The sequence below is a fragment of the Allobosea sp. TBD101 genome (genome assembly GCF_059817965.1).
On sequence record NZ_CM187543.1, the window covers coordinates 5,225,314 to 5,247,130 of the forward strand.

The 21,817-nt window shown below is 62.0% G+C and carries 18 protein-coding genes; 5 read left to right on the forward strand and 13 right to left on the reverse strand.

Annotation, left to right across the window (positions count from 1 at the left end; translation table 11 throughout):
* Nucleotides 1-502: 502 nt before the first annotated feature.
* The 13 genes from AC6RIC_RS25335 to AC6RIC_RS25395 all read right to left on the reverse strand — a co-directional run bounded on the left by AC6RIC_RS25335 (nt 503) and on the right by AC6RIC_RS25395 (nt 15,009).
* On the reverse strand, nt 503-1,933 hold the full coding sequence (locus AC6RIC_RS25335) for an amidohydrolase family protein (protein ID WP_499734430.1): 1,431 nt from the start codon (nt 1,931-1,933) through the stop codon (nt 503-505).
* 22 nt (nt 1,934-1,955) lie between these two features.
* A complete protein-coding gene (locus AC6RIC_RS25340; RefSeq protein WP_499734431.1) occupies nt 1,956-2,798 on the reverse strand; it encodes an ABC transporter permease in 843 nt (280 codons plus the stop codon).
* Nucleotides 2,798-3,775 carry an ABC transporter permease gene (locus tag AC6RIC_RS25345; RefSeq protein WP_499734432.1) on the reverse strand — a complete coding sequence of 326 codons (978 nt, stop codon included), beginning with the start codon at nt 3,773-3,775 and terminating at the stop codon, nt 2,798-2,800. The genes AC6RIC_RS25340 and AC6RIC_RS25345 overlap by 1 nt, the downstream gene beginning before the upstream one ends.
* A gap of 18 nt (nt 3,776-3,793) precedes the next feature.
* A complete protein-coding gene (locus tag AC6RIC_RS25350) occupies nt 3,794-5,329 on the reverse strand; it encodes an ABC transporter substrate-binding protein (RefSeq protein WP_499734433.1) in 1,536 nt (511 codons plus the stop codon).
* Nucleotides 5,330-5,562: 233 nt separating this feature from the next.
* Complete coding sequence (locus AC6RIC_RS25355) at nt 5,563-6,735, reverse strand: amidohydrolase family protein (RefSeq protein WP_499734434.1); 1,173 nt, start codon at nt 6,733-6,735, stop codon at nt 5,563-5,565.
* A gap of 27 nt (nt 6,736-6,762) precedes the next feature.
* Nucleotides 6,763-7,566, reverse strand: a complete 804-nt coding sequence (locus AC6RIC_RS25360) for an ABC transporter permease (protein ID WP_499734435.1) — start codon at nt 7,564-7,566, stop codon at nt 6,763-6,765.
* Between the two features lie 2 nt (nt 7,567-7,568).
* Nucleotides 7,569-8,363, reverse strand: coding sequence for an ABC transporter permease (locus tag AC6RIC_RS25365; RefSeq protein ID WP_499734436.1), 795 nt, complete (start codon nt 8,361-8,363; stop codon nt 7,569-7,571).
* Between the two features lie 115 nt (nt 8,364-8,478).
* On the reverse strand, nt 8,479-9,561 hold the full coding sequence (locus AC6RIC_RS25370) for an ABC transporter ATP-binding protein (protein ID WP_499736657.1): 1,083 nt from the start codon (nt 9,559-9,561) through the stop codon (nt 8,479-8,481).
* 178 nt (nt 9,562-9,739) lie between these two features.
* The gene (locus tag AC6RIC_RS25375) at nt 9,740-10,693 is read right to left on the reverse strand and encodes an ABC transporter substrate-binding protein (protein ID WP_499734437.1); all 954 of its coding nucleotides are present in this window, start codon (nt 10,691-10,693) and stop codon (nt 9,740-9,742) included.
* A gap of 255 nt (nt 10,694-10,948) precedes the next feature.
* A complete protein-coding gene (locus AC6RIC_RS25380) occupies nt 10,949-12,199 on the reverse strand; it encodes a Zn-dependent hydrolase (protein WP_499734438.1) in 1,251 nt (416 codons plus the stop codon).
* Nucleotides 12,200-12,268: 69 nt separating this feature from the next.
* Nucleotides 12,269-13,036 (reverse strand): FadR/GntR family transcriptional regulator, encoded by a 768-nt coding sequence (locus AC6RIC_RS25385; protein ID WP_499734439.1) that lies wholly within the window; start codon nt 13,034-13,036, stop codon nt 12,269-12,271.
* A gap of 148 nt (nt 13,037-13,184) precedes the next feature.
* On the reverse strand, nt 13,185-13,538 hold the full coding sequence (locus AC6RIC_RS25390) for a RidA family protein (protein ID WP_499734440.1): 354 nt from the start codon (nt 13,536-13,538) through the stop codon (nt 13,185-13,187).
* Between the two features lie 49 nt (nt 13,539-13,587).
* Nucleotides 13,588-15,009 (reverse strand): chlorohydrolase family protein, encoded by a 1,422-nt coding sequence (locus AC6RIC_RS25395; RefSeq protein ID WP_499734441.1) that lies wholly within the window; start codon nt 15,007-15,009, stop codon nt 13,588-13,590.
* Nucleotides 15,010-15,044: 35 nt separating this feature from the next.
* Between AC6RIC_RS25395 and AC6RIC_RS25400 the strand changes: the two genes are divergently transcribed.
* From AC6RIC_RS25400 to AC6RIC_RS25420, 5 genes are all read left to right on the forward strand, one after another.
* Nucleotides 15,045-16,490 carry an amidohydrolase family protein gene (locus AC6RIC_RS25400; RefSeq protein ID WP_499734442.1) on the forward strand — a complete coding sequence of 482 codons (1,446 nt, stop codon included), beginning with the start codon at nt 15,045-15,047 and terminating at the stop codon, nt 16,488-16,490.
* A 187-nt stretch (nt 16,491-16,677) separates the two neighbouring features.
* Nucleotides 16,678-18,063: a dihydropyrimidinase gene (hydA, locus tag AC6RIC_RS25405; RefSeq protein WP_499734443.1), complete on the forward strand. Its 1,386-nt coding sequence runs from the start codon at nt 16,678-16,680 to the stop codon at nt 18,061-18,063.
* 65 nt (nt 18,064-18,128) lie between these two features.
* Nucleotides 18,129-19,367, forward strand: a complete 1,239-nt coding sequence (locus tag AC6RIC_RS25410) for a Zn-dependent hydrolase (protein WP_499734444.1) — start codon at nt 18,129-18,131, stop codon at nt 19,365-19,367.
* 203 nt (nt 19,368-19,570) lie between these two features.
* Nucleotides 19,571-20,134, forward strand: a complete 564-nt coding sequence (locus AC6RIC_RS25415) for a helix-turn-helix domain-containing protein (RefSeq protein WP_499734445.1) — start codon at nt 19,571-19,573, stop codon at nt 20,132-20,134.
* 41 nt (nt 20,135-20,175) lie between these two features.
* The gene (locus tag AC6RIC_RS25420) at nt 20,176-21,816 is read left to right on the forward strand and encodes an ABC transporter substrate-binding protein (RefSeq protein ID WP_499734446.1); all 1,641 of its coding nucleotides are present in this window, start codon (nt 20,176-20,178) and stop codon (nt 21,814-21,816) included.
* Nucleotide 21,817 lies beyond the last annotated feature (1 nt).

A 21,817-nucleotide genomic window follows, 5' to 3' on the forward strand; every position in this document is an offset into this window, starting at 1 on the left:
CCTTGGAACGCGAAAGCCCCGCCGCAGTTGCGACGGAGCTTTTGTGTATTTGGTTGCGGGGGCGCGCAACCACCGATACCGACATTCGTTAGAGGTGGCCATCTGACGCTGCCTTCCAACGTGAACAGCCCATTCTACAAAGACGAGCTCGAACCTTTCTGAGCGCTCCCGAGGGGTGTCCTCGGCGAGGTCCTGAGTTCGCTGGCGAGCGATGTCAGTGAGTTATGTGGGGGGCGACCAACCAGCACAGGCGGCTCATAGAATTTTCCTTTTCTCGTGAGCCAGTTGAATCACAAGACGCTCGTTGGGTTAGACCCTAGGCCCCTCCTGTATTCGGCTTGAGGACGGTCTTGAGTATCAGATCAGGCGTGAGGTGGAAGCGAGAGAATGGCTGCTAATGGCGACATCCCCAGTTGGCCCATCGCCGGGAAGTTGGCGAAGAGCATGTCCATCTGCGTGAGGATGCGCGCTTCGCAAGCCCATCACTCAGCTCCAACGCGATTCATGCCAGGACCGGAAGACTGAGCGGCGCAATCTGGTCAGCGGATCGCTTCAAGCCATCTCGGGCCGGGGCGCCATGGAGCATCCGTTGTTGAGCTTCGCCGAGCCGGTCAAGGGCGGACGCGCGATCGAGCGTCGTTACGCACCGATCCTCGACGACCGGGTTACCATCGACGAAGACATGTGTAACCGCTCGATCGGCGGCGTGGAAAACCAAGCTGCGAAGAGGATCTCGTGCCGGCTTTATCCATGGATGTTCGAGGTCCACCAGAACGATATCGGCCTTGCACGCCGGTTCGAGCCGGCCGATGTCGCTTGTCAGAAGCGCCTTCGCTCCCCCAACGGTTGCCGCGTGAAAAACATCCGACAGCGTAGCGTTCTCAACGTCACCGGACTGCGTCTTGGCCAAAATCAGCGCGAGCCGGATCTCTTCGATCATGTTGTGGGGAGTCGTGTCCGTCCCGATCCCGAGATTGATGCCGACACCGCGATATCGACCGAAGTTCTCGAGGACGGCGCCATAACGCGCGAAGGGCGTCGGACAATGCGCGATCGAAGTCCCGGTCTCGGCGAGCAGAGCGAGATCCCGCGATGGCCGCCAGTGCAGCCAAGAATGATCGTCAATGAAAATGCCGTGCGCCAAGGTGAGATTCGGACCGAGGATGCCAACCTCGCCCGCAAACTGTACCGGTGTCTTGCCAGTGCGGCGCAGCATCTCGAAGAACTCGTTGACGGACTGCGCGGCGTGGGTCGTCAGAGGCAGTCCTTGTTGCTTTGCGGCTCTGGCAGCGGCGTCTAGAAGTTCGGGAGTGCATGTATCGATCTGAGCGGGGTAAACGATACCCGACAGCCGGCCCGCTGGATGATTCCGTGCCTGCCCGATCAATTTCAATGCGGCTTCAAGGCCGCGGTGACCTGCGGCCTCATCCCAATTGAAGCCGAGATTGAAATGCGAATCGAGCGTCCAGCGAGCCGACGCGAACCCTGGCGCCACGAAGGCGCGCAGGCCACTGCGCGCCAACAGTTCGAGCCAACCGTCATAAGGATTCGACAGGTCCGCCACCGTCGTCACACCGGACAAGGCCATTTCGCAAAATGCGACCTCCGCGGCGGCGACCTGTCCCTCGGCATCGGGCCAGAATGCGATCGAGCGCTCGTAGAGGCCGGTCATGAACATCTGTCGTAATCCATGCTCCTCGCGGACACCGCGATAGGCGGGTTCGAGCGAGGGATGGCTGTGGAGGTCAACGAGGCCGGGCATGACGAGGCGACCCTTGCCCGACAACTCGCGAGAAGCAGTCCCTTCGAACCGTCCTCCGACCTGCAGGATGCGCTTGTCGAAAGCGACATCGCCGCCCCGCCGGTAGGTGTGACACCGCGATGCCGCATCCCAGGCGATGATCCAGTCGCAGTCACGGATGACGGTCGTCATCGTCGCCTCGCCGTTGTCAGAGTCACAGATTTCGCAAGCGCGGGTTCAAGGCGTCGTTGAGGCCCTCACCGATCAGATTGATCGCCAGCACCGTGACCAGAATGGCCAATCCAGGAACCGCGGTCAGGTACCAGGCCGTCCGCAACTGCTCTCTCCCCGCCCCGATCATCGTTCCCCAACTCATCACATTGGGGTCCCCCAAACCCAGAAATGCGAGGGACGACTCGGTCAGAATGGCGCTCGCGACCATGATCGAAGACGTGACAATCACCGGGGACAGCGTGTTCGGCAGGATCTGGCGAATAATGATGCGCGCATCGCCCATGCCGATGGCGCGGCAGGCCTGCACGAACTCGCGCTCGCGCATGGTCATGAATTCGACCCGCACAAGGCGGGCGACGGGGGGCCAGGAGACGAGGGCGATCGACAGGATGACGGTCGTCAAAGAGGGGTTCAGCAGCGTGACGATCACGATTGTCAGAAGGAAGGGCGGAACCGTCTGGAACGCTTCGGTGAAGCGCATCAGCAAGTCGTCGGCGAGGCCACCGTAATATCCGGCAATGCTGCCGACGACCGTGCCGAGGAGTAAGCCGGCTACCGTCGCCGCGATGCCGATCGCCAGCGACACGCGGGCGCCATAGAAGATCCCGGCCGCGACGTCCCGGCCCAGCGCATCCGAGCCGAGCGGATAGCCTGCCTGCTCGGCAGGCCAGAGCATCGGCTGCGTCACCATCGACCACGGATCCTCGGGAAAGACCCAGTGCGCCGTCAAGGTCATGGCGAGCACCGCCCCGAGGAGGACGCAGCCCAGCAGCGTCGTCCAGCGTCGGCAGAAGGCGCCCAGGAATTTGACTGATCCGGCCATCAGGACAAAGAGATCCGGGGGTCGATCAGCGCATAGACGACATCGACGAGGATATTCATGACGAGAACGAGAATGGAGCTGATGATCAGGATCCCCATCAGGAGGTTGAAGTCGCGCTGGAACACCGCCTCCGAGGCGAGGCGGCCGAGTCCCGGCCAGGCAAACACCGTCTCGATGAGCACTGCGCCGCCGATGATCGAGCCGATCTGCAGGCCGGCCATCGTGACGATCGGGAGCAGGGCGTTGCGGAAGACGTGCCGCCAGGCCACGGTCGAGCTCGCCAATCCCTTGGCCTGAGCCGTCCGGACATAGTCCGCGCCTTGCACCTCAAGCATGGAAGCGCGCATCAGCCGCGTATAGATCGCGACATAAAACAGCGAGAGCGCAGCGCTGGGCATCGCGGCGTGACGTGCGACGTCTAAAGCCCGCGCTAACGGCGGCATCGGCGCTCCGAGCGTCATCATTCCCCCTGTGGGGAACCAGCCCAGTTGAACCGAAAACAGCACGATCATCATCAATGCGATCCAGAAGATCGGCGTCGCATAAAAGACGAGCGCCAGCAGCGAGATGGCGTTGTCGAGCGGGCGGTTCACATGACGGGCCGCCGTCACGCCGAGCACGACTCCCGCACCGATCGCGGTCGTGATGCTGATGCCGAGCAACAGGAGGGTCGCCGGTATGCGAGCCAAGATCAGGGCCGAAACCGGCTGACTGGTCCGGAACGAATAACCGAGATCAAAGCTGAGCACCCTCAGCGCGTAGCGGTAGAGCTGGACGAGAACCGGCTGGTCCAGCCCGAACTGCGCTCGCAGTTGCGCCAGATACTCCGGCGAGGCCGTTCCTGCCTCGCCGGCGAGGACATCGACGACGTCGCCAGGCGCGCTGTGCAGCAGCAGAAACAGCAGCACGACGATGATTAGCAGCGTCAGGACGGCCTGCACCAGGCGGCGCGCCAGAAATCTCGGGAGATTCACCACGCGCCGCCCTCACACGCTTCAGGCGGCAAGCCAGGCATCGCTCAGAGTGCCATAGGCGCCGTCCGGGCCAACGGTCGGGTTGTGGAGCTTATTGTTATAGACGGTGGTGAACTGAAACTCGATCAGGTTCAGCACCGGGAGGTCTTCGGCGACGATCCGCTGCGCCTGGGCGAACAATTCCTTGCGCTTGGCCGGATCGATCGCCTCGCGAGCCTGCTCCCAAATCTTGTCCAGCTCGGGGTTGGCGTAGCCCGAGGCATTGGCGAAGGGCACGCCCTTCCGGATATTGGGACCGTAATAGAGACGCTGCACGCCGGCGCTCGGGTCCGAAAGCATGAACAGGAATCCCAAAGTCAGGTTGAAATCATAGTCGGAGTAGACCCGACGCAGAAAAGTCGGAGAATCGGACGACCTGATTTCCACATCGATGCCGACGCGCCCCAGGGCCTGCTTGAAGTACTCGGCCAATCGCGACCATTCCGGAGATGGCGTCAGTTCCACGGAGAGCTTGAACCGGGGCTTGTTGCCCTGGCGCGGGAAGCCGGCTTCGTCGAGAAGCTCGTTCGCCCGTGGAAGGTCCTGCTCGTAGAGATGGACGCCTTCGGTAGTGTAGAATGGCGAGTCCGACGTAAGCGGGCCCGTGGCGATCTTGCCGTACCCGTACAGGATGTTTGCGAGAACGAACTTCCGGTCGATCGCATACATGATCGCCTGCCGAACGCGCTTGTCCTTCAGGAACTCGTTGCGTGTATTGACCTCGACCGGCGACATCGGCGCAAACATCGCATAGCCGTCGGTCGTCACCGCAAGCTGCGGCGAAGCGAGCAGACGCTTCAGATCCGCCGGCGGGATGGGGTTAAAAAGCCCGAGCTGAACCTCTCCGGCTTCGAACGCCGCAGCGCGCGAGCCGGCATCCGGCATGATCCGGATGACGATCTGATCGAGATACGGTTTGCCCGGCTGCCAGTAGTTCGGGTTGCGTTCGAGCCGGATGAACTGGCCGCGCTGCCATTCCTTGAAAATGAACGGCCCTGTGCCGATCGGCGCATTGTTCGCCGGATTCGTTCGGATATCGCCGATCCCGTAGATGTGCTTCGGCAGGACCTGGGCGTCCCACCCGCCGAGAAGAGACAGAAGGAACGGCACCGGCTTCGACAGCTTCACGACGACCGTCTTCGCGTCCGGCGTCTCGACTCCGGTGAGATTGGACCAAGTCACTCCGCTGCGCGGATGGATCTTGCTCCAGACCTCGCTTATCGAAAACGCGACATCGGCTGCGGTGAAGGGCTTGCCGTCGTGCCAGGTCACACCTTCCCGCAGATTGAACGTGTAGGTGAGACCGTCGGCACCGACCTCCCAGCTCGTCGCCAACGAGGGCTGCGGCTTCTGCTCCGCATCGTAGGAGACCAGGCCTTCGAAGATCTTGCCTGCAACCAGGACGATGTAAGTCGAGGGATTGAACGCCGCGGTCAGCATTGCGGGTTCGATGGTCTGGGCGATCGTCAACACCCCACCGCGGCGCGGCGTTTCCTGCGCCAGGGCTGCGCCGATCATGGGCAGCTCGGCAACGAGGGCGGCAGCCGTGCTGCTCAGCAGCAACTCCCGGCGCGAGAAAGATGGCTGGCAAATATCGACCATGGTTTTACAACCCCCATTTCTGCGGCGCCGGAAAGAGCCCGGCTCATTAAATCATCATCTATGATGATAAAGACTTTGACAATACGCCCCCTGCGCCCGCGCCCGTCCTGTTGCGCTCGTCCGCGAAGCAGCCGGTCCCGCCCGCAGGTTCAGAATATCCTATTGCCCGCTTGCAACACCGCGGCAGGAGATTTTAGGATAGCGAGGTCCTGCATCGGATCTCCCTTCACCGCGACGAGATCGGCGAAGGCTCCGGGTATGAGGCTCCCGACCTCTCCTGACATACCGCAGAGAGCAGCCGCGTTGCTGGTGATGGCTTCCAGCGCCTCGCGCGCGGTCAATCCGGCGCTTGCGGCGAAGATTGCTTCCTGAACAATCTCGCAATGAATGGCATCGGTTCCCAGCGCGAACTTCACCCCCGCCCGCTTAACCTGCCGCACGCTTTCGATGTTCGCGTCATAGGCAACGAGCAGGCGATCGCGTGCGCCCGATGAAATACCGGGCCGGTCCGCCAGTCCGGGACGGGTCAGGAAAACACCCAGGGTCCCGGTAAGCCAGACGCCCGATTCCGCCATTCGGTCGAATTGCTCGGGGCTGGCGAAGAAGCCGTGTTCGATCTGGTCGATACCCGCAGAAAGGCACAGCTCAATCGCTTTCCCCCCATAGGCGTGGGCCGCGACCGGGATATCGAACTCGCGGGCGACTTCCTTGACGGCGCGCAGCTCCCTCTCCAGCAAATAGGGGGCGCTGCCGTGAAGCAAGGAAGGACTGGTCGATCCGGTGGCGAAAACTTTCAGGAAATCGACGCCCTGCGCGATGTTGTTCCTCGCAGCTACGGTCACGGCATCGACACCGTCGGCGGTGATCTGGTTGACGTTCTCGGTGAGGCTCGAGGCGATCCCTCGACCGGCCACGACGAGACGGGGCCCCAGGATGTCGCCGTTTTCAATGGCCTGCTTCAAAGCGATATCGATATAGTTCTTGGTGCCGGGCAGGCGCATGGTGGTAATGCCCGCCCGCAGATTCGCCGCTGCGTTCTTGGCGGCACGGAAGGACAAGACCGCATCGCTTACCGAGGTCTGCAGGCGCTCGTCGCCCAGCAGGATGTGGAGCATCTCCAGATGGCTGTGGGCATCGATCAGCCCGGGCAGGACCGTGGAGTCGCTGAAATCGATCACCTCGGGCGCGTCGATCGCCTCGCCACGATAGGGCGCGACTTTCAGTATGTGCCCGTTTTCAATCTCGATGGCCTGCGGCCCTTCCTGCTCTGCTGCCGTCATGGTGACCAGACGGCCGCAAAGAACGATCTTGTTTCGGCTCATTGACTTCCCCCTATGCGAATGCCGCCGCTACGGCCGCAAGCGCTGAACGAGATGCGAAATGATCAGGATCACGACGGCAAGTGCGATCAGGACCGTGCTCACCGCGGCGATCGTCGGCTCGACCTGCATGAAAACGCTGTTCCATATCCGAACCGGCAAGGTGAAGCTCGTCGTGCCCGCCAGCAGCAACGGTATGATCAGTTCATCGAACGAGCTGAGGAACGAGAACAGCGTCCCCGAGATCACGCCCGGGGCGATCAAGGGCAGAGTAATGAAGCGGAAGGTCTGTAGCGGCCCCGCCCCGAGGCTATAGGCGGCCTGCTCCAGCCGTTCATCGAACCCCTGCAGCGTCGCCGTCACGATGATGATCATCAGTGGCAGGGACAACACGGTATGCCCCAAGGCCATCGCAAACGGACTGCCGACCAGATTCAGCTTGGCGAAAAAGAAGTAGATCGCCACGCCGCTTACGATCGTCGGCACGATCATCGGCGAAAGCAGGAGGCCATATATCAGGCTCTTGCCTGGAAACCGCCCCCGGACGAGCGCGATCGATCCCGGCACGCCGAGTGCGAGCGTCATCGCCGTCGACATCAGCGCGATTTCGAAGCTGAGCCGCAGTGAGGCCATCCATTCGGGCCGCTGGAAGAACCGCCGATACCATTCCAGCGAGAACCCGCTGGGAGGGAACCGCAGATACTGATCCGCGCTGAACGAGATCGGCACGATGATCAGGATCGGAAGCATCAGGAAAAGGAGGACGAGACAGGCGCAGCCGTAGAGGAGCGCCGATTTCGTCCAAGACGAGAATGCGTATCTGTCGAGGCTCACGGCTAGCGCACCTTGCTCTCGAGGAGCGTCCGGAAGCCGACGAGTCGGTCGTACAGGACGAACCCGGCCAGCGTGATGACCAGCAGGAGCGTCGCCAGCGCTGCCGCGAAATTGAGGTTCAGCGCGTGCTCGACCTGATAATCGATAATCATCGAGATCGTCTGGTCGCGGTCTCCGCCGAGCAGCCGCGGCGTGATGAAGTAGCCGAGCGAGAGGATGAAGACGAGCAGCCCTCCACCCGTCACCCCCGGCAGGCTCAGCGGCAGAAAGACATAGCGGAAGGTCTGCCAGTCGCCTGCGCCGAGATTGGCGGCGGCCTCGATAAGCCTTCGGTCGATGCCCCGCATCACGCTGTAGAGCGTCAAGACCATGTAGGGGAGCAGCGCGTAGCTCATGCCGATCAGAACCCCCGCGCGATTGTAGAGGAGGGACACCTTGGGGAGCATCAACATTTCGAGAAGCTGGACCAGTAATCCGGTCGGGCCGAGGATGACCATCCAGGCATATGTCCGCACCAGGATGCTGGTGAAGAACGGCACGAGGATAAGCACCATCATCACCGCCCTGACGCCGGGGCGGGCGGAGGTCAGCACATATGCGAGCGGATAGGCGAGAAGGAGGGTGACGATCGTCACCTGAGCGCAGAGGATCGCGGTTTCCCAGACGATCCTGAGATAGACCGGGCGATCGATAATACGCCGATAGAATTCGAGGGTCAGTCCTTCCGGACCCTGTATGCTGCGCGACAGCATGTCCAGCAGCGGATATGCGAAGCAGATCGCGAGAAAAGCCAGCATGGGAGTCAACAGCAGCAGCGAAATCCTGCGCGACCTGCGCTCGGCCGCGGCTTCCGCCGCATGCGGTTCGGATCGATCTGCAGAGCGAGCCACGGCGCGTGAGGTAGTCATCGGCTCACCTTGACAGGATCTTGACGCTTGCCGCGGCCCATGAGGCGACGACCTCGTCGCCGACGGAGAACCGAGCAGAATCCTGGGTGTTCTGAATCTTCGCGGTCAGCGCCTGCCCTCGGAAGCCGATCCGCAGCTTCGTCGCGTCGCCGACATAAATGACCTCCTCGATCCGCCCTGCCCAGGCTTCGGCGGTCGGCGGGTCCATGGCCGGGTGGACCGCGACACGCTCGGGGCGAAGGCAGGCGCGCACGGAGGCGCCCTCCTGAACGGGGTGCTTCGAAAGACCGGACGTCGCCAGTCCGTTCGGCAGGCCGATCCGGACCAGCCCATCGCCTGCCGCCTCGGCGCGCCCCTCGATGAAATTAGATTCCCCCAGAAAGTCCGCGACGAACGCCGTCTCGGGATCGTTGTAGAGCGAGGCGGGACTGCCGATCTGCTCGACGCGGCCATCCCGCATAACCACGACCCGGTCCGACATCGTCAGGGCCTCATCCTGGTCATGCGTGACATAGATGACCGTTACGCCAAGGCGGTTCTGGATGTGCTTTATTTCGAGCTGCATGTGCTCGCGAAGCTTCTTATCCAGGGCTCCGAGAGGCTCGTCCATGAGCAAGACCTTTGGCTCGAAGACGATGGCGCGCGCCAGCGCAACGCGCTGCTGCTGCCCCCCCGACAGCTGCCGCGGATAGCGCTCCTCGAAGCCGGTGAGCTTGACCATGGCGAGCGCGTCGCGGACCTGCCCGTCGGCCGTCTCACGCTCGATTCCGCGCATCTTCAGTGGAAACCCGATGTTCTCGGCCACCGTCATATGCGGAAACAGCGCATAGTTTTGAAAGACCATGCCCAGCCCGCGCTTCTGCGGCGGCAGATGCGCGACCGGCTGCCCATCGATGAAGATCTGCCCACGGGTGGGAGCAACGAAGCCCGCAATCATCATCAGGGTCGTGGTCTTGCCCGAGCCGCTCGGGCCCAGGAAACTGACGAACTCGCCGGGCTCGACGGAAAAATCTACGTCCTGAACTGCCGCAGCTCCGCCATAGAGCTTCGCGAGTTTCTGAAGATGGATACTGACACCGGTGGACATCTCGCCTCGAAAAGATTCGTTCATGTCATCATGCTCGTCCGCTGCACGTGGCCGGCTGTGCGAGGCGACGATGTTCGGTCGTTCGGCGTGCCCCCGAGACGCGGCCAGCACGTCGCGGGTCGGCACTCGAAAGATCGCGGGCTCCTGCAGCCCGCCCCTTGTCGGAAGGCTGGAGCGCTCAGCGTTCCAGCAGGAATTCCTGCCAGCGCTCCGCGACGGCCTTGCCGTTTTTCGACCACCAGACGGGATCGTTGGCCGACGAGCGCGCGACGTTCTCCGGCGAGGTCGGCATCATCGCCGCCAGATTGGCCGGGATGGCCTCGAAGGCCTTGCGATTGACCGGCCCATAGGCGACGCGCTGCACCAGCGCGGCTTGCACGCGCGGCTGCAACGAATAGTCGAGCAGCTTGTAGGCACCCTCGACGTTCTTCGAGTTCTTCAAGATGGCGAGGCCCTGCACGAAGCGTTGAGCCTGGTTCCACTCGATCCCGATCGGAGCGCCCTGCTGCGCCAGGGTCTGCGCCCGGCCGTTCCAGATCGACCCGAGAACCGCCTGCTTGTCGGCCAGCATCTGAGCGGCCACCGCGCCCGTGTCCCACCATTTCACGATGCTGGGGCGAATCTCGCGCAGCTTCTTGAACGCCCGGTCGACATCGAGCGGGTACAGCTTGTCCATGGGCACGCCGTCAGCCATCAGCGCGAATTCGAGATCGACGACACCCGTCGCCGCGTCTTCGAGAATCCGAGGACCCGGGAACGTCTTGGTGTCCCAGAACTCCGCCCAGCTGGTCGGATGCCTCTTGCCAAAGACCTCGGTGTTGTAGGCGAGCACGGTCGAATAAACCAGGACGCCGAGATAATAGTCGGTCACCGTATCGATATCGGCAAGATCGGTCAGCTTGAACTGGGATTTGTCGAGCTTGAGAAGCGCATTCTTCTCGGCGAGCGTGATGAACTGGATCGGACCGTAGTCGAGGACGTCGACATCGCTCGCGCCGCTCTCGATCATCGCCAGGATGCGCGCAGCGTTGGTGGCGATCGGAACGATCTGGTAGCCAGTTTCGCGCGCGAACGGCTCCCAGCATACGGCCCGCCAGGCTTCCTCGTATGACCCGCCAGGCGTCCGGATCACGATCCGGCCCGCCTTGCCGTCCCCGATCGGCGCTCCCTGAGCGAAGGCCGCCCCAACCGATCCGAGTCCCGGCGCGAGCGCAGCGGCGCCCAGGGCGGAAACACCTTGGAGAACACGCCGTCTGCTAGTGAGAACGTTCGCTATCATAAGAAATCCCCTTTCGTGACCGCATTCATGCGTCGATCATCATGGATGATGATGCAGGAGATCGAGGACTTCGTCAATGCACAATCGGGACCTCATTAAGCGTTCGGCTCAGGCGTGGTGGGTCACATCCGCCTGGGCCGCGCGAAGAATGGTCTCGGCCGCATCCGCCAGAACCTGACAACCGAGAACGATGTCCTTTTCCTTGGTGTCCTCAGTCCAATGATGGCTGATGCCGCCGATGCTCGGAACGAACAGCATGCCGCACGGCATGGTCCGAGCCAGGATCTGGGCGTCATGTCCCGCGCCGCTAGGCATGGCAGTATGAAGTCCCCGCGCATGCAACTCGGCCGCCCCGGCGAGTGCGGCCTGGAAGCCCGGCTCCATGAGCGATGGCTTCGAGACGGACATGGTTTCGATTCCGACGTTGCAGGGCCCGGCATCGTCCGCTTCAGCGATCAGGGCATGCAGAGCGGCATCCAACCTGGCAATCACAGCCGGATCGCTATCGCGGAACTGGAACAGCATCTCGGCGCTTCCCGGAATGATCGCGGGCGCCCCTGGATCGAGTGTAATCCGCCCGACGGTCCAGACGGTGCGTTCTGCCTTCAGCTCTTCGAATTTCTGGTTGAGCACACCGCAGAAGTCCACAAGTGCCTTTCCTGCGTCTTTGCGCACGGCCATGCGTGTCGTTCCCGCGTGGTTTTGGGAGCCGGTAAAGACGATTCTGTACTGCTGGATGCCCACAATGCTGGTCACTATGCCAATGCTTAGTCCCGCCGCTTCCAGCGAGTCCCCCTGTTCGATATGCGCTTCCAGGTAGCCGATATACCGCGATGGATCGCCCCTGCGCCTCGGAACCCCGGCAAGTCCGGCTGTGGCAATCGCTTGCATGAGCGGCTGCCCGGTCGTCCGATCGCTTGCCCGTTCCATCTCATCTTCGGTCATATCTCCGATAAATGATCGTGTCCCCAGGAAGGGGATAAAATGGCTTTCCTCGTCAGCCCACGCCACGGGCTCGATGATGAAGCCGGAGCAAGCGGCGCTCTCGCGGAAGGCCCGCGCCAGTTCCAAACCGTAGATCACGCCCAGGGCACCATCGAGCCACCCTGCCTGATTTTGTGACTCGGCATGAGAACCAATCAGCAGCCTTGGCCCGATCTGTGAAGATTGGCCGAAAACGTTGCCGACCCCATCGATCGATGGGGAGAGGCCCGCCGCCTCATATTGACCTGCAAGCCAGCGGCGGCTGGCCATGTCCTCGGCGGAGAATGTCGGGCGATGCACGCCGGTCCTATAGGCGCCAAATTTCGCAAAGTGACGGAGGTCGGCCAATAGCCGCGACGGGTTGATTTCGGGCATAAGATTTCCTCACGCGATGCGAGCATCGCGAAAATTGCGGACGCTGCAGATCAAGTTCCGGAGGCTGGACTAAGAGCCGTTGCCGGTTCCGCGATAACTGACGACGACTGCGATCAGCTTGTCCAGGTGAGTGCGCATGTACTGCTCGGCTTTCGCCGCGTCTCTTTCACGGACGGCCTGCACAATCTGCTCATGGTCCAAGGCCATGCTTAGCGCAGTGCCTGCATCGGCGGCGATACGATCGAGCAGTTTCGCAAGCGGGTCATGCTTGGGATCGAGGAGCATGGCCGTCATCGCCGACAGCATCTGGTTGTGCGAGTAGACCGACACCAGGGCGTGAAAATTATGCGAGAGTTCGACACGGTTGCTCTGTTCGACGCAATCGATATGCGTGGTGGCGGCGACAGCAAGCCGCTCAATCTCATCCGGAGTTGCGCGCATGGCCGCCAGCCCGGCGGCCTCGACCTCGACTGCGCGGCGAACGTGCAGCAGGTCGATGAGCTGATCGATATCGTTACTGCCCACGGTTGCGGTGACGCGCGCGCCGTGCGCCGCCAAGCTGTCGCTGAGTTTGAGATCGGATAGGCGTTTCTCACCTTCCTCCGTTAGAATTCGGCCGCGCTTGCCGAGCGAGTGCGTGAAGCCAAGCTCATCGAGCTGCCGAAGGTAACGTCCCGCAGTAGCCTCTGCGACGTCGATCCCGGCATTGCGGAAGGCGCTGGCGAGGCTGAGCGCTCCTGATGGCCCGGCCGACTCGGCCAATACCTCAAGCGCAATAAGCTGCATTCGATCTTCGGTCGGTAGGCTCGCGCCCAAGCCGGGTTCAGCGTCGCTCATCATCAAGTCCAAAGGCTGGCATCGGACACCTGAATGCTGTCCGAAGCCACCGCAGCAAGGGCATCCTAGTAGCATGCTTGCTCTATCTGCATACTATGTCCCGCGAGGTTGTAAGCGGGACGACATATGCTGCTTGCGGGGAAAACGGTCATTTGAGCGCGGACACCTGGATCTCGACCTTCAACTTCGGATCCGCCAGCCGGCTTTCCACGCAGGCGCGCGCCGGCGGGTTGGACTTGGAGACCCACCCGTCCCAAACCTCGTTCATCGCGTCGAAATCGCCGATGTCGGGCAGCCAGATATGAGCGGAGATCAATTGCTCCTTGCTGGTGCCGGCCTCGCCGAGAAGCCTGTCGATGGTCGCCAGGACGTCTCGTGTCTGGCCTCTGATGTCGAGGTCGCGATCTTGCGCGACCTCGCCGGAAAGCAACACGACCGTTCCCGAGAGCGGGTACTCGACGACATGACTGAGACGGCCATTGGAATGACGACGCGTGATCACGGACAACTAACTCCTCTTGCTACGGATTGAGATGCACCGACTTTGACGATCAGGGCTGGAATGCCGGGAAGCTCTCCGGCGACAATTGGTCGATCGAGCGCTTGGCCCAGTCGCCGTTAGGCGTGCCGGCCCACATGATTTCAGCCGCGGCCTGAACATCCGCCGCGAGCTTGCCGAGATCGACGCCCGGAACCACGCGATCACGCATGATCCACTCTCCGTCAACGATCGAGCTGTTCAGATCGTCGGCCTGCGCCGAATAGACGATGTTCCTTATCGGATCCCGCACCGGGGTCATGAAGAGGCTACGGCCCTCCCATAGCAGCAGGTCGGCCTTCGCCCCGATGGCGATCCGCCCGAGATCATCCCGCTTCAGGGCTTTGGCACCACCAAGCGTCGCCGCATTGAAGACGTCCGCAGCCGTGGCGACATCCGTCCTCCGATCGACGATCTTACTCACGACCGCCGTCCATCGCAGCGCCTCGATCATGCTCTGCGGGCAGGTATCGGTAGCGATCGTCATGTTGACGCCGCGGGCCAGATAGCGAGCGAAGCTCTCCATCGCGATGCCGCGCCGCGCGAACACCCAGACCGCGTGGGCGACGTTCGTTCCGGTGTCGGCGAGTATTCCGACGTCGTCGGCGTGATAGTTGGTCCAGCTATTCCCGCCCGGGAGGATGGCATGCCCGAGAATGACGTCCGGCCCGAGGAAGCCGATATCGCGCAGCCATTCGATCGGCGTCCGACCGTTCCGGCGCGTCATCTCGATGAATTCCGGCACCGATTGCGACGCATGCAACGCCAGGGGAACCTTCATCTCGGTCGCCGCCGCCCGCGTGCGACGCAGCATCGCCTCCGAAGTCGTGTCGACCTGATAGGGGGTCAGAAAGCCCTTGATGCGGCCATTCATCGCCCCGTCGTTGTCCTCGATGAATCGGACGGCTCTCTCGAAGCCGGCGAGGCCGTCATCCGGCAACCACTCGTATTTCACGGTGCGGCCATCGTCGGTATACCATCGCCCGGAGCGATGCCCCTGCCCGACATAGGCCCGCAGGCCCGCCCCGCCGGCAAGCTCGACCACGTCCTCGCCATAGCCGCCGATCTCCATGATCGTCGTGGTGCCGGAACGGATCAGCTCCGGAACGGAAAAAGCGATCGCAGCCCGGCGCATCTCGTCGGTGATCGAAACATCACGGGCCGTCAGGAACTCGAATAGTCCCGACAGGTAGAACTGCCGGGGTCCCCGATCCTCGACAAAGCTTTTATCAAGCGGAGACTCGGACAGATGCGCGTGCGTGTTGATGAACCCGGGCGTGACGATCCGATCAGGCGCATCGACGACCTCGTCGACGGGGCCGGCGAACGATTTGCCGACATGGATGATCGTGTCGCCCTCCCAGACAACGACGCCGTCACGAAGATGGCGATGCCCTCCGTTCTGGAATGCGATGACGTGCCCGGCCTTGATCATCCTGCGCTTCATGCGCGTTTCCCTTCCGACCCGAGATGGCCGCTGCTGCAATTGGCCGCTTGACAAGCTTCATAGCCCAACAGATGATCATCATCAATAATGATCAATTACGGTACCCCGCTTTTTTGGTGCCGCGGGGAAAGATGCCGGCCTTGCAAGCGATGTCGTCAGCGGGACCGACATGTGGCTGCCGGCCTCGGCTGGCGGACATGAGCCGAGCCCCGCTCGACCTGACGTCCGGTCGACGGCCAGCGGGCGCAGCTCCACCTGATTCGCGTGAGGACAATTTTGTGACGGCCATATCCCGAATTCTCTGTGGATCCCTTCTCACGATGGACGGCGCGGCTCCCGCGGGGCCGCAGGTCGTCGAAATAGGCGATGGCCGCGTGACCGCCGTTCGAGGCGTCGATGACTCGCTTGACCGAGCCGCGCCGGGGTTGTTGGATCTTGCCGCCTTCACCGTGATGCCGGGCCTGGTCGACGCCCACACGCATCTCGATTTCGATGTGCTGGCAGGCAACGAACTGCAGCAGGCCCAGGCCGACGACATCGCCCTGGCTCTGCGCATGGCCAATCGAGGCAAGCTCAATCTGGACTGCGGCGTCACCGCGCTGCGCCTCGTTGGAAGCCGAAATTTCATCGATCTCGCCGTCCGCCGCTCCTTTGACAGCGGCGAGGCGCCAGGACCTCGCATCGTCACCTCGACGCGCGGGCTCACGTCAAGCCTGGGTGCCCATCCCAATAACCTGACGGTCGACGGCCCCTTCGCAATGCGGCGCGCGATTCGAGAGAACATCTCGCGCGGAGCAGACCTGATCAAGGTCTTTCACAGCGGTGTCATCGGCGGTGGCGAGGACGCTTGCGCGCCTCTCTTCACCCGGGAGGAACTCGCCGCCGCCGTCGACGAGTCGCACCGGTACGGCCGGCCCGTTGCCGCCCATGCCTATGGGGGCGTCAGCGTCGACGAGTGCATCGACCTTGGCGTCGACGTTATCGAGCATGGCGTCTTCATGACGCCCGCGCAATACGATCGCGCGGCCGAGAGAGGCACATGGATAGTGCCGACGCTCGGCGTCTTCACGACCGAGCCCGGCATCGCGGAGCTGCCGAATTGGCCGGTCTGGATTCGGGAACGGATCCTAAAGGGGCGCGAAGCGGCCTGGGCAAGCGTCGCCAAGCTCAAGAAATCGGGCGCGCGCTTCGCCCTTTCGACCGATGCGATTCATGGCGAGATTGCCCAGGAGGCGATCTTTGCCGCTTCGGCCGGCCTCAGCAACGAGGAGGCCCTGAGGGCAATTACAGCCAGCGGCGGCGAAGTCTGCGGCCTTGCGGGCGAGGTCGGCGTGATCAAGCCGGGCGCCTATGCCGATCTCGTCGCGGTTGAAGGAAATCCGCTGGAGGACCTACGGACGTTGAAGAACATGCGCGTGGTTGTGAAGAACGGAAGCGTTATGCGCTCGACCGGCCTTGCGGCGACCTAAGGTCCAGCGCCACGATCCCTGCACTTCTCACTGGCGCGATCGTTGTTCGGGTCCGCAGGTTTAGTCAGGCGATCCATGAAACAGCCGCTCGCGCGCATTCAATACCTCCCCGGGTAAGCCGAGCCGCCCTGCCGAAACCGAGCCGCCCCTCCCGGCGAGCAAAACTTATTGCCAAAGGACAACGAGAATGGATCTCGTCATCTCAAATGGGACCGTCGTAACCGCCTCGGACGTCTTCCGGGCTGACGTTGGCGTCAAGGACGGCGTCATCGTCCAGATCGGTGGCGAAATGCCCTCCGACGCGCGTCGGGTCGACGCCTCCGCACGCTACGTGATGCCAGGCGGGGTAGACGTCCATACGCATCTCGACACGCCCGATTTCGGGACGGCCACGGCGGACGACTACGATACGGGAACGGTTGCGGCAGCATGCGGCGGCACCACGACCATCGTCGACTTCTGCCGGCAGGAGATGGGACAGTCGCTGCAGGATGCGATCGCAGGATGGCACGCCAAAGCCAAGGGCAAGGCGGCCATCGACTACGGCTTTCACATCATCGTCATCGATCTGAACGACGAGGTTCAGAAGGAGCTCTACACGCTTCCCGCCCAGGGCGTTCCCAGCTTCAAGCTGTTCATGGCCTACAAGGGTCAATCGATGGTGGACGATCTCGCGCTCCTGAAGGCCCTGGAGGCCGCGCGAGCCGCCGACGCCATCGTGATGGTTCATGCCGAGAACGGCGACGCGGCCGACTTCCTTCAGAAGAAATTCGTCGCCGAAGGTAAGGTCGAACCTCGTTATCATGCCGAGTCGCGCCCGCCGCGCGTGGAAGCCGAGGCGACGGCGCGAGCCATCGCGCTGGCAGAAATCGCCGGCGCGCCGCTCTACGTGGTGCACCTGACCTGCGAGGAGGCGCTGGAGGAACTTCTGCGGGGGCGCCGGCGTGGCGTGGACGTTCTGGCCGAGACCTGCACCCATTATCTCTACGTGACGAAGGACGATCTCGGCCGGGACGATTTCGAAGGGGCCAAATACGTCTTCACGCCACCCGCCCGCAGTGCCCACGACCATGACGTGCTTTGGGCCGCTCTCGCGGACGGAACGCTTTCCGCAGTGTCCTCGGATCATTCTCCTTGGAACTTCAAGGGTCAAAAGGAGATGGGCCGCGGCGATTTTTCGAGAATTCCCAATGGCGCGCCGGGTATCGAGGAGCGACTGATCCTTACCTATCAGGGCGTGAACGAGGGTCGCATTTCACTGTCGCGCTTCGTCGACATCGTCGCGACTTCACCGGCTAAGGTATTCGGGCTGCACCCCCGCAAAGGCGCCATCGCGGTCGGAAGCGACGCCGACATCCTTCTGTGGGACCCGCAGGCCACCATGACGCTGAGCCAGGGCAAGCTGCACCAGAACGTCGACTACACGCTTTACGAAGGACGCGCGGTCCGCGGCCTGCCCGACAGGGTTTTCCTGCGCGGACAGGAGATCGTTGCAGGCCGCGCGTTTCTCGGGGTGCCGAGAAAAGGCGGCTTCATCCACCGCAAGGGACCACGGGCAAGCCGGACAGGCTGACGCTGCAAGACGGTCGCACCGCCCTACGTAGATAACCGACTTATGAGCCAATCTAGAGCAAGTTCATGCCTCACATCCATATCGACCCCGCTCTCGTGCAGCACTATGTTGAAGAACTGGGACGCTTCGGTGCGCATAGCGGCACGGGCGTCTGGCGTACCGTCTATTCACCTGAATGGATCGCAGCGACGGCACAATACGTCCCGTGGTGCGAGGATGCAGGCCTCGCGACTCGGCAAGACGCCGTCGGCAGCGTATGGGGACGCCTAGAAGGCAGTGAAGGCGGATCCTCCGTAGTTTCCGGTTCACATATAGACACGCAGCGCCCTGGTGGCCGGTACGATGGCGCGCTTGGAGCGCTCGCTGGATTGATTGCCATCCGAGCCCTCAAGGAGCAGTTCGGGGAGCCAAAGCGCCCTCTCGAGGCAGTTGCGCTGTGCGAGGAAGAAGGCAGCCGCTTCCCTTCTGCGGGCTGGTGGGGATCGCGGGCGGTGACCGGGCGCATCGCGCCGGAGGATCCGGAACGCATCCGAGGGCTGACCAGCGACGAAACGATCGCCGACGCAATGCACGAGGCCGGTTTCGACCCCTCCCGCATTCCCGAAGCGCGCCGCGACGACATCGACAGCTTCATCGAGCTGCATATCGAGCAAGGGCCGATCCTGGAACACGCCAATCTGCCGGTCGGCATCGTCTCCGGCATCACGGGCATCTGCCAAGGCGTCGTGGAACTGCAAGGCGAGCAGAATCATGCCGGAGCTTTCCCCATGGATTTGCGCCGAGATCCCATGATGGGCTTCACCGAAATCGCCACGACCGTGGTGAACACCGCCCATCGCTGGGGGCGCCCTGCCGTTACCACCGTCGGCCGGGTCGAGGTCGAGCCCAACGGCGTCGCCGTGATCCCGCGGAAGGTGCGCTTCACAATCGACGCCCGGCATCCGGAAGCCGCCGCCTACGATCGCCTGCTCGCTTCGCATGAGCGCGCAATGCGCGAGGTGGCCGAACGGCGGAACCTAGATATTTCCTGGGAAGCGATGATCAATCAGCCCGCGTGCCCGAGCGATCCGGGTCTTCTGCTCATGGCGCAGGAAGCTGCACGCGAGCAAGGAATACCCTTCATGACCATGTCGAGCGGCGCGGGACATGACTCTCAGCAGATGGCAGCGATCGCCAAGGTTGTAATGATCTTTGTGCGCAGCAAAGACGGCAGAAGCCATACGCCAGAGGAATTCTCGTCGATCGAGGACATCGTAAGCGGGATCAAGGTTTTGGCGGCCACGCTTCACAAGGCCGCCTACTAAGCTGAACCTGGGCGACCAAACTCCGAAGTGGTCGGCCCGCTAGGCCACGGCAAAATCCGAATGCCAGAGGCAGGTGACAAAAGTTTCTCATTAGAAAACTAATTTTGCGGTTGACGCCTCAAACAAAGGGTTGATACTGGCCAGAATCCGCCATTCTCGATAGAGAGATTGCGCATAGGTAAACTCAGCGCGGAACTTTCCTCATGAAGCCAGATGATGCCGTGGAAGGGAACATCGGCGGTCGAGTTCGGGCTTTTAGGAAGGCGCGAAAGCTTACGATTGAGGAGGTTGCAAAGAATTCAGGGGTAACAAAGTCTTTCATTAGCCGCTTTGAGCGCGACGAGGTGCAAGCATCTATAGCGACTCTACTTAAGATATTCAGCGCGATTGGAATTAAGCTTTCGGATGTTTTCGATCCTCCGCCTTCTAGCTACGTGCCTGCCGGTCAAGGAGTTCCAGTAAATTTCGGAGGACACAGCCTAAAAGAGCGGATCGTAAACGGACAAAAGAACGACGCTATGATGGCGTTATATTCCGTAATCGAACCAGGTGGCGGATCTGGCCCCGAAATGTACGTAATAAAAGCTAATAGCGATCTAATTCACGTTATCGAAGGACAGCTGCGAGTGGTCGTCGGGGGAGAAATTTACGATCTAAGCGCAGGCGATACTTTAACATTCGCTCCAACAATACCTCATTCATGGGTGAATTTGTCTGAGACAGACGTCTGCAAATCATTTTGGGTTATTGTGCCGCCTCCCGCTTAAGCCGGAGAATTGACCAGTAATACAAAAGGGGATCTTCGAAAATGAAGCGGTTTGATAATATCAGGTTTAACAGCACCGGCCTTCAGAGCCATGCGATCGATGAGTTCCTGAACGGAAATCTCGATCGCCGCGGCTTCATCAAGATTGCGAGTATCCTCGGCCTGTCCCTGCCGGCGGCCCATTTCATCGCGGGCGAGCCCGGCATCGCTCACGCCGCACCGGCAGGAGCCGGTGGTGGGGTTCTTCGGGCCGGTACGGGCGTGCCGGGCCAGCAGCTCGATCCGATCAAGATCCAGGACGGTGCCGGGGCCATGGCGGTGAGCCAGGTCGGCGAATACCTGTCGTGGTCGGAGCCCGGCAAGCTGCGCCCGGTCCTGGCCGAGAGCTGGAGCGCGAACGACAAGGGAACGATCTGGACCTTCAAGATCCGCCAGGGCGTCAAGTTCAACAACGGTACGCCGCTGATGGCGAAGGACGTCGCCTGGACCTTCAATCGTCTCGCCGATCCGAAATTCCCCTCGAGCGCGTCCGGCATGTTCGCCGGCACCCTCAATCCCGGCGCCGTGAAGGCCGCGGACGATGCGACGGTGGTGTTCGAACTCGAAAAGCCGGTGGGGTCGTTCTCCTGGCTGGTCTCGAACGACAACTACAATGCCATGATCGTTCCCGAGAACTATGGCGGCGACTGGTCGAAGGACTGGATCGGGACCGGGCCGTGGCGCATCAAGGAGTATATCCCCGGGGTTCGGGCCATCTTCGAGCCCAACAGGGATTATTGGCAGGGCGCGCCGCTGGCCGAGTCCCTCGAACTCAACATGTATGAGGACGAGACGGCGCTGCTGCTCGCCTTCCAGAACCAGTCGATCGATATGACTGGCCCGATTGGTCTGGCGAATGCGCGCGCGATCATCGCAAACGCCTCCGCCTACAATATCGACGTGCGCGAGGCCTCGAACCACGATCCGATCCATTTCCGGATGGACAGCAAGCCCTTCACCGATAAGCGCGTCCGTCAGGCGATGGCGCTGTGCCTCAACCGCGAGGCCCTAGTGAAGGGCCTGCTGCAGGGCTATGCCAGTATCGGCAACGATGCCCCAATCGCGCCGGTCCATGCCGCCTATACGGGCGACCTGCCACAGCGGCCCTTCGACATCGAGGCGGCGCGCAAGCTGCTGGCGCAGGCCGGCTACGAGAACGGTTTCCAGTTCAAGCTGACCGTGCTGCGCTATCAGGTACTGCCGCAGATGGCCCAGCTCCTACAAAGCGCGCTGAAGCGGATCAACGTCCAGGCCGATCTGGAACTGCTGGACAGCGCGGCCTATCGCGGCGACCTGCGCTATGGCAGCTCGCCGATGCTAGACTCGGTTTCTGGCATCAACAGCTACGGCCACCGCGGCATTCCGAACCTGTTCTTCAACATCCAGTTGCGCAAGGGTGCGAACATCAACTCGGCACGGTTCGAGAACGAGCAGTTCGACAAGCTCGCCGACCAGTTCGCGGCGGAGGTCGATCTCCAGGCGCAGCGCGCGACGGCCAGGAAGATCCACGAGATCCTGCTCGACGAGACGCCGATGATCTATCCGGCGTTCAAGCATCAGGTCTCGCTGAGCCACAAATATATCGACGGGCTCCAGCGCCAGGCGTCCTATCCCGTGCTCCACAAGGCGGTGCGCAAGGCCTGAC

Coding starts and splice junctions, on each gene's coding strand:
- AC6RIC_RS25365 (WP_499734436.1), bottom strand. CDS start 8,363: ATGCTGGCTTTTCTCGCGATCTGCTTCGCATATCCGCTGCTGGACATG.
- AC6RIC_RS25410 (WP_499734444.1), top strand. CDS start 18,129: ATGCCTCACATCCATATCGACCCCGCTCTCGTGCAGCACTATGTTGAA.
- AC6RIC_RS25420 (WP_499734446.1), top strand. CDS start 20,176: ATGAAGCGGTTTGATAATATCAGGTTTAACAGCACCGGCCTTCAGAGC.
- AC6RIC_RS25355 (WP_499734434.1), bottom strand. CDS start 6,735: ATGAGCCGAAACAAGATCGTTCTTTGCGGCCGTCTGGTCACCATGACG.
- AC6RIC_RS25350 (WP_499734433.1), bottom strand. CDS start 5,329: ATGATCGGCGCAGCCCTGGCGCAGGAAACGCCGCGCCGCGGTGGGGTG.
- AC6RIC_RS25340 (WP_499734431.1), bottom strand. CDS start 2,798: ATGGCCGGATCAGTCAAATTCCTGGGCGCCTTCTGCCGACGCTGGACG.
- AC6RIC_RS25380 (WP_499734438.1), bottom strand. CDS start 12,199: ATGCCCGAAATCAACCCGTCGCGGCTATTGGCCGACCTCCGTCACTTT.
- AC6RIC_RS25385 (WP_499734439.1), bottom strand. CDS start 13,036: ATGAGCGACGCTGAACCCGGCTTGGGCGCGAGCCTACCGACCGAAGAT.
- AC6RIC_RS25335 (WP_499734430.1), bottom strand. CDS start 1,933: ATGACGACCGTCATCCGTGACTGCGACTGGATCATCGCCTGGGATGCG.
- AC6RIC_RS25415 (WP_499734445.1), top strand. CDS start 19,571: ATGAAGCCAGATGATGCCGTGGAAGGGAACATCGGCGGTCGAGTTCGG.
- AC6RIC_RS25400 (WP_499734442.1), top strand. CDS start 15,045: ATGGCCGCTGCTGCAATTGGCCGCTTGACAAGCTTCATAGCCCAACAG.
- hydA (WP_499734443.1), top strand. CDS start 16,678: ATGGATCTCGTCATCTCAAATGGGACCGTCGTAACCGCCTCGGACGTC.
- AC6RIC_RS25395 (WP_499734441.1), bottom strand. CDS start 15,009: ATGATCAAGGCCGGGCACGTCATCGCATTCCAGAACGGAGGGCATCGC.
- AC6RIC_RS25370 (WP_499736657.1), bottom strand. CDS start 9,561: ATGTCCACCGGTGTCAGTATCCATCTTCAGAAACTCGCGAAGCTCTAT.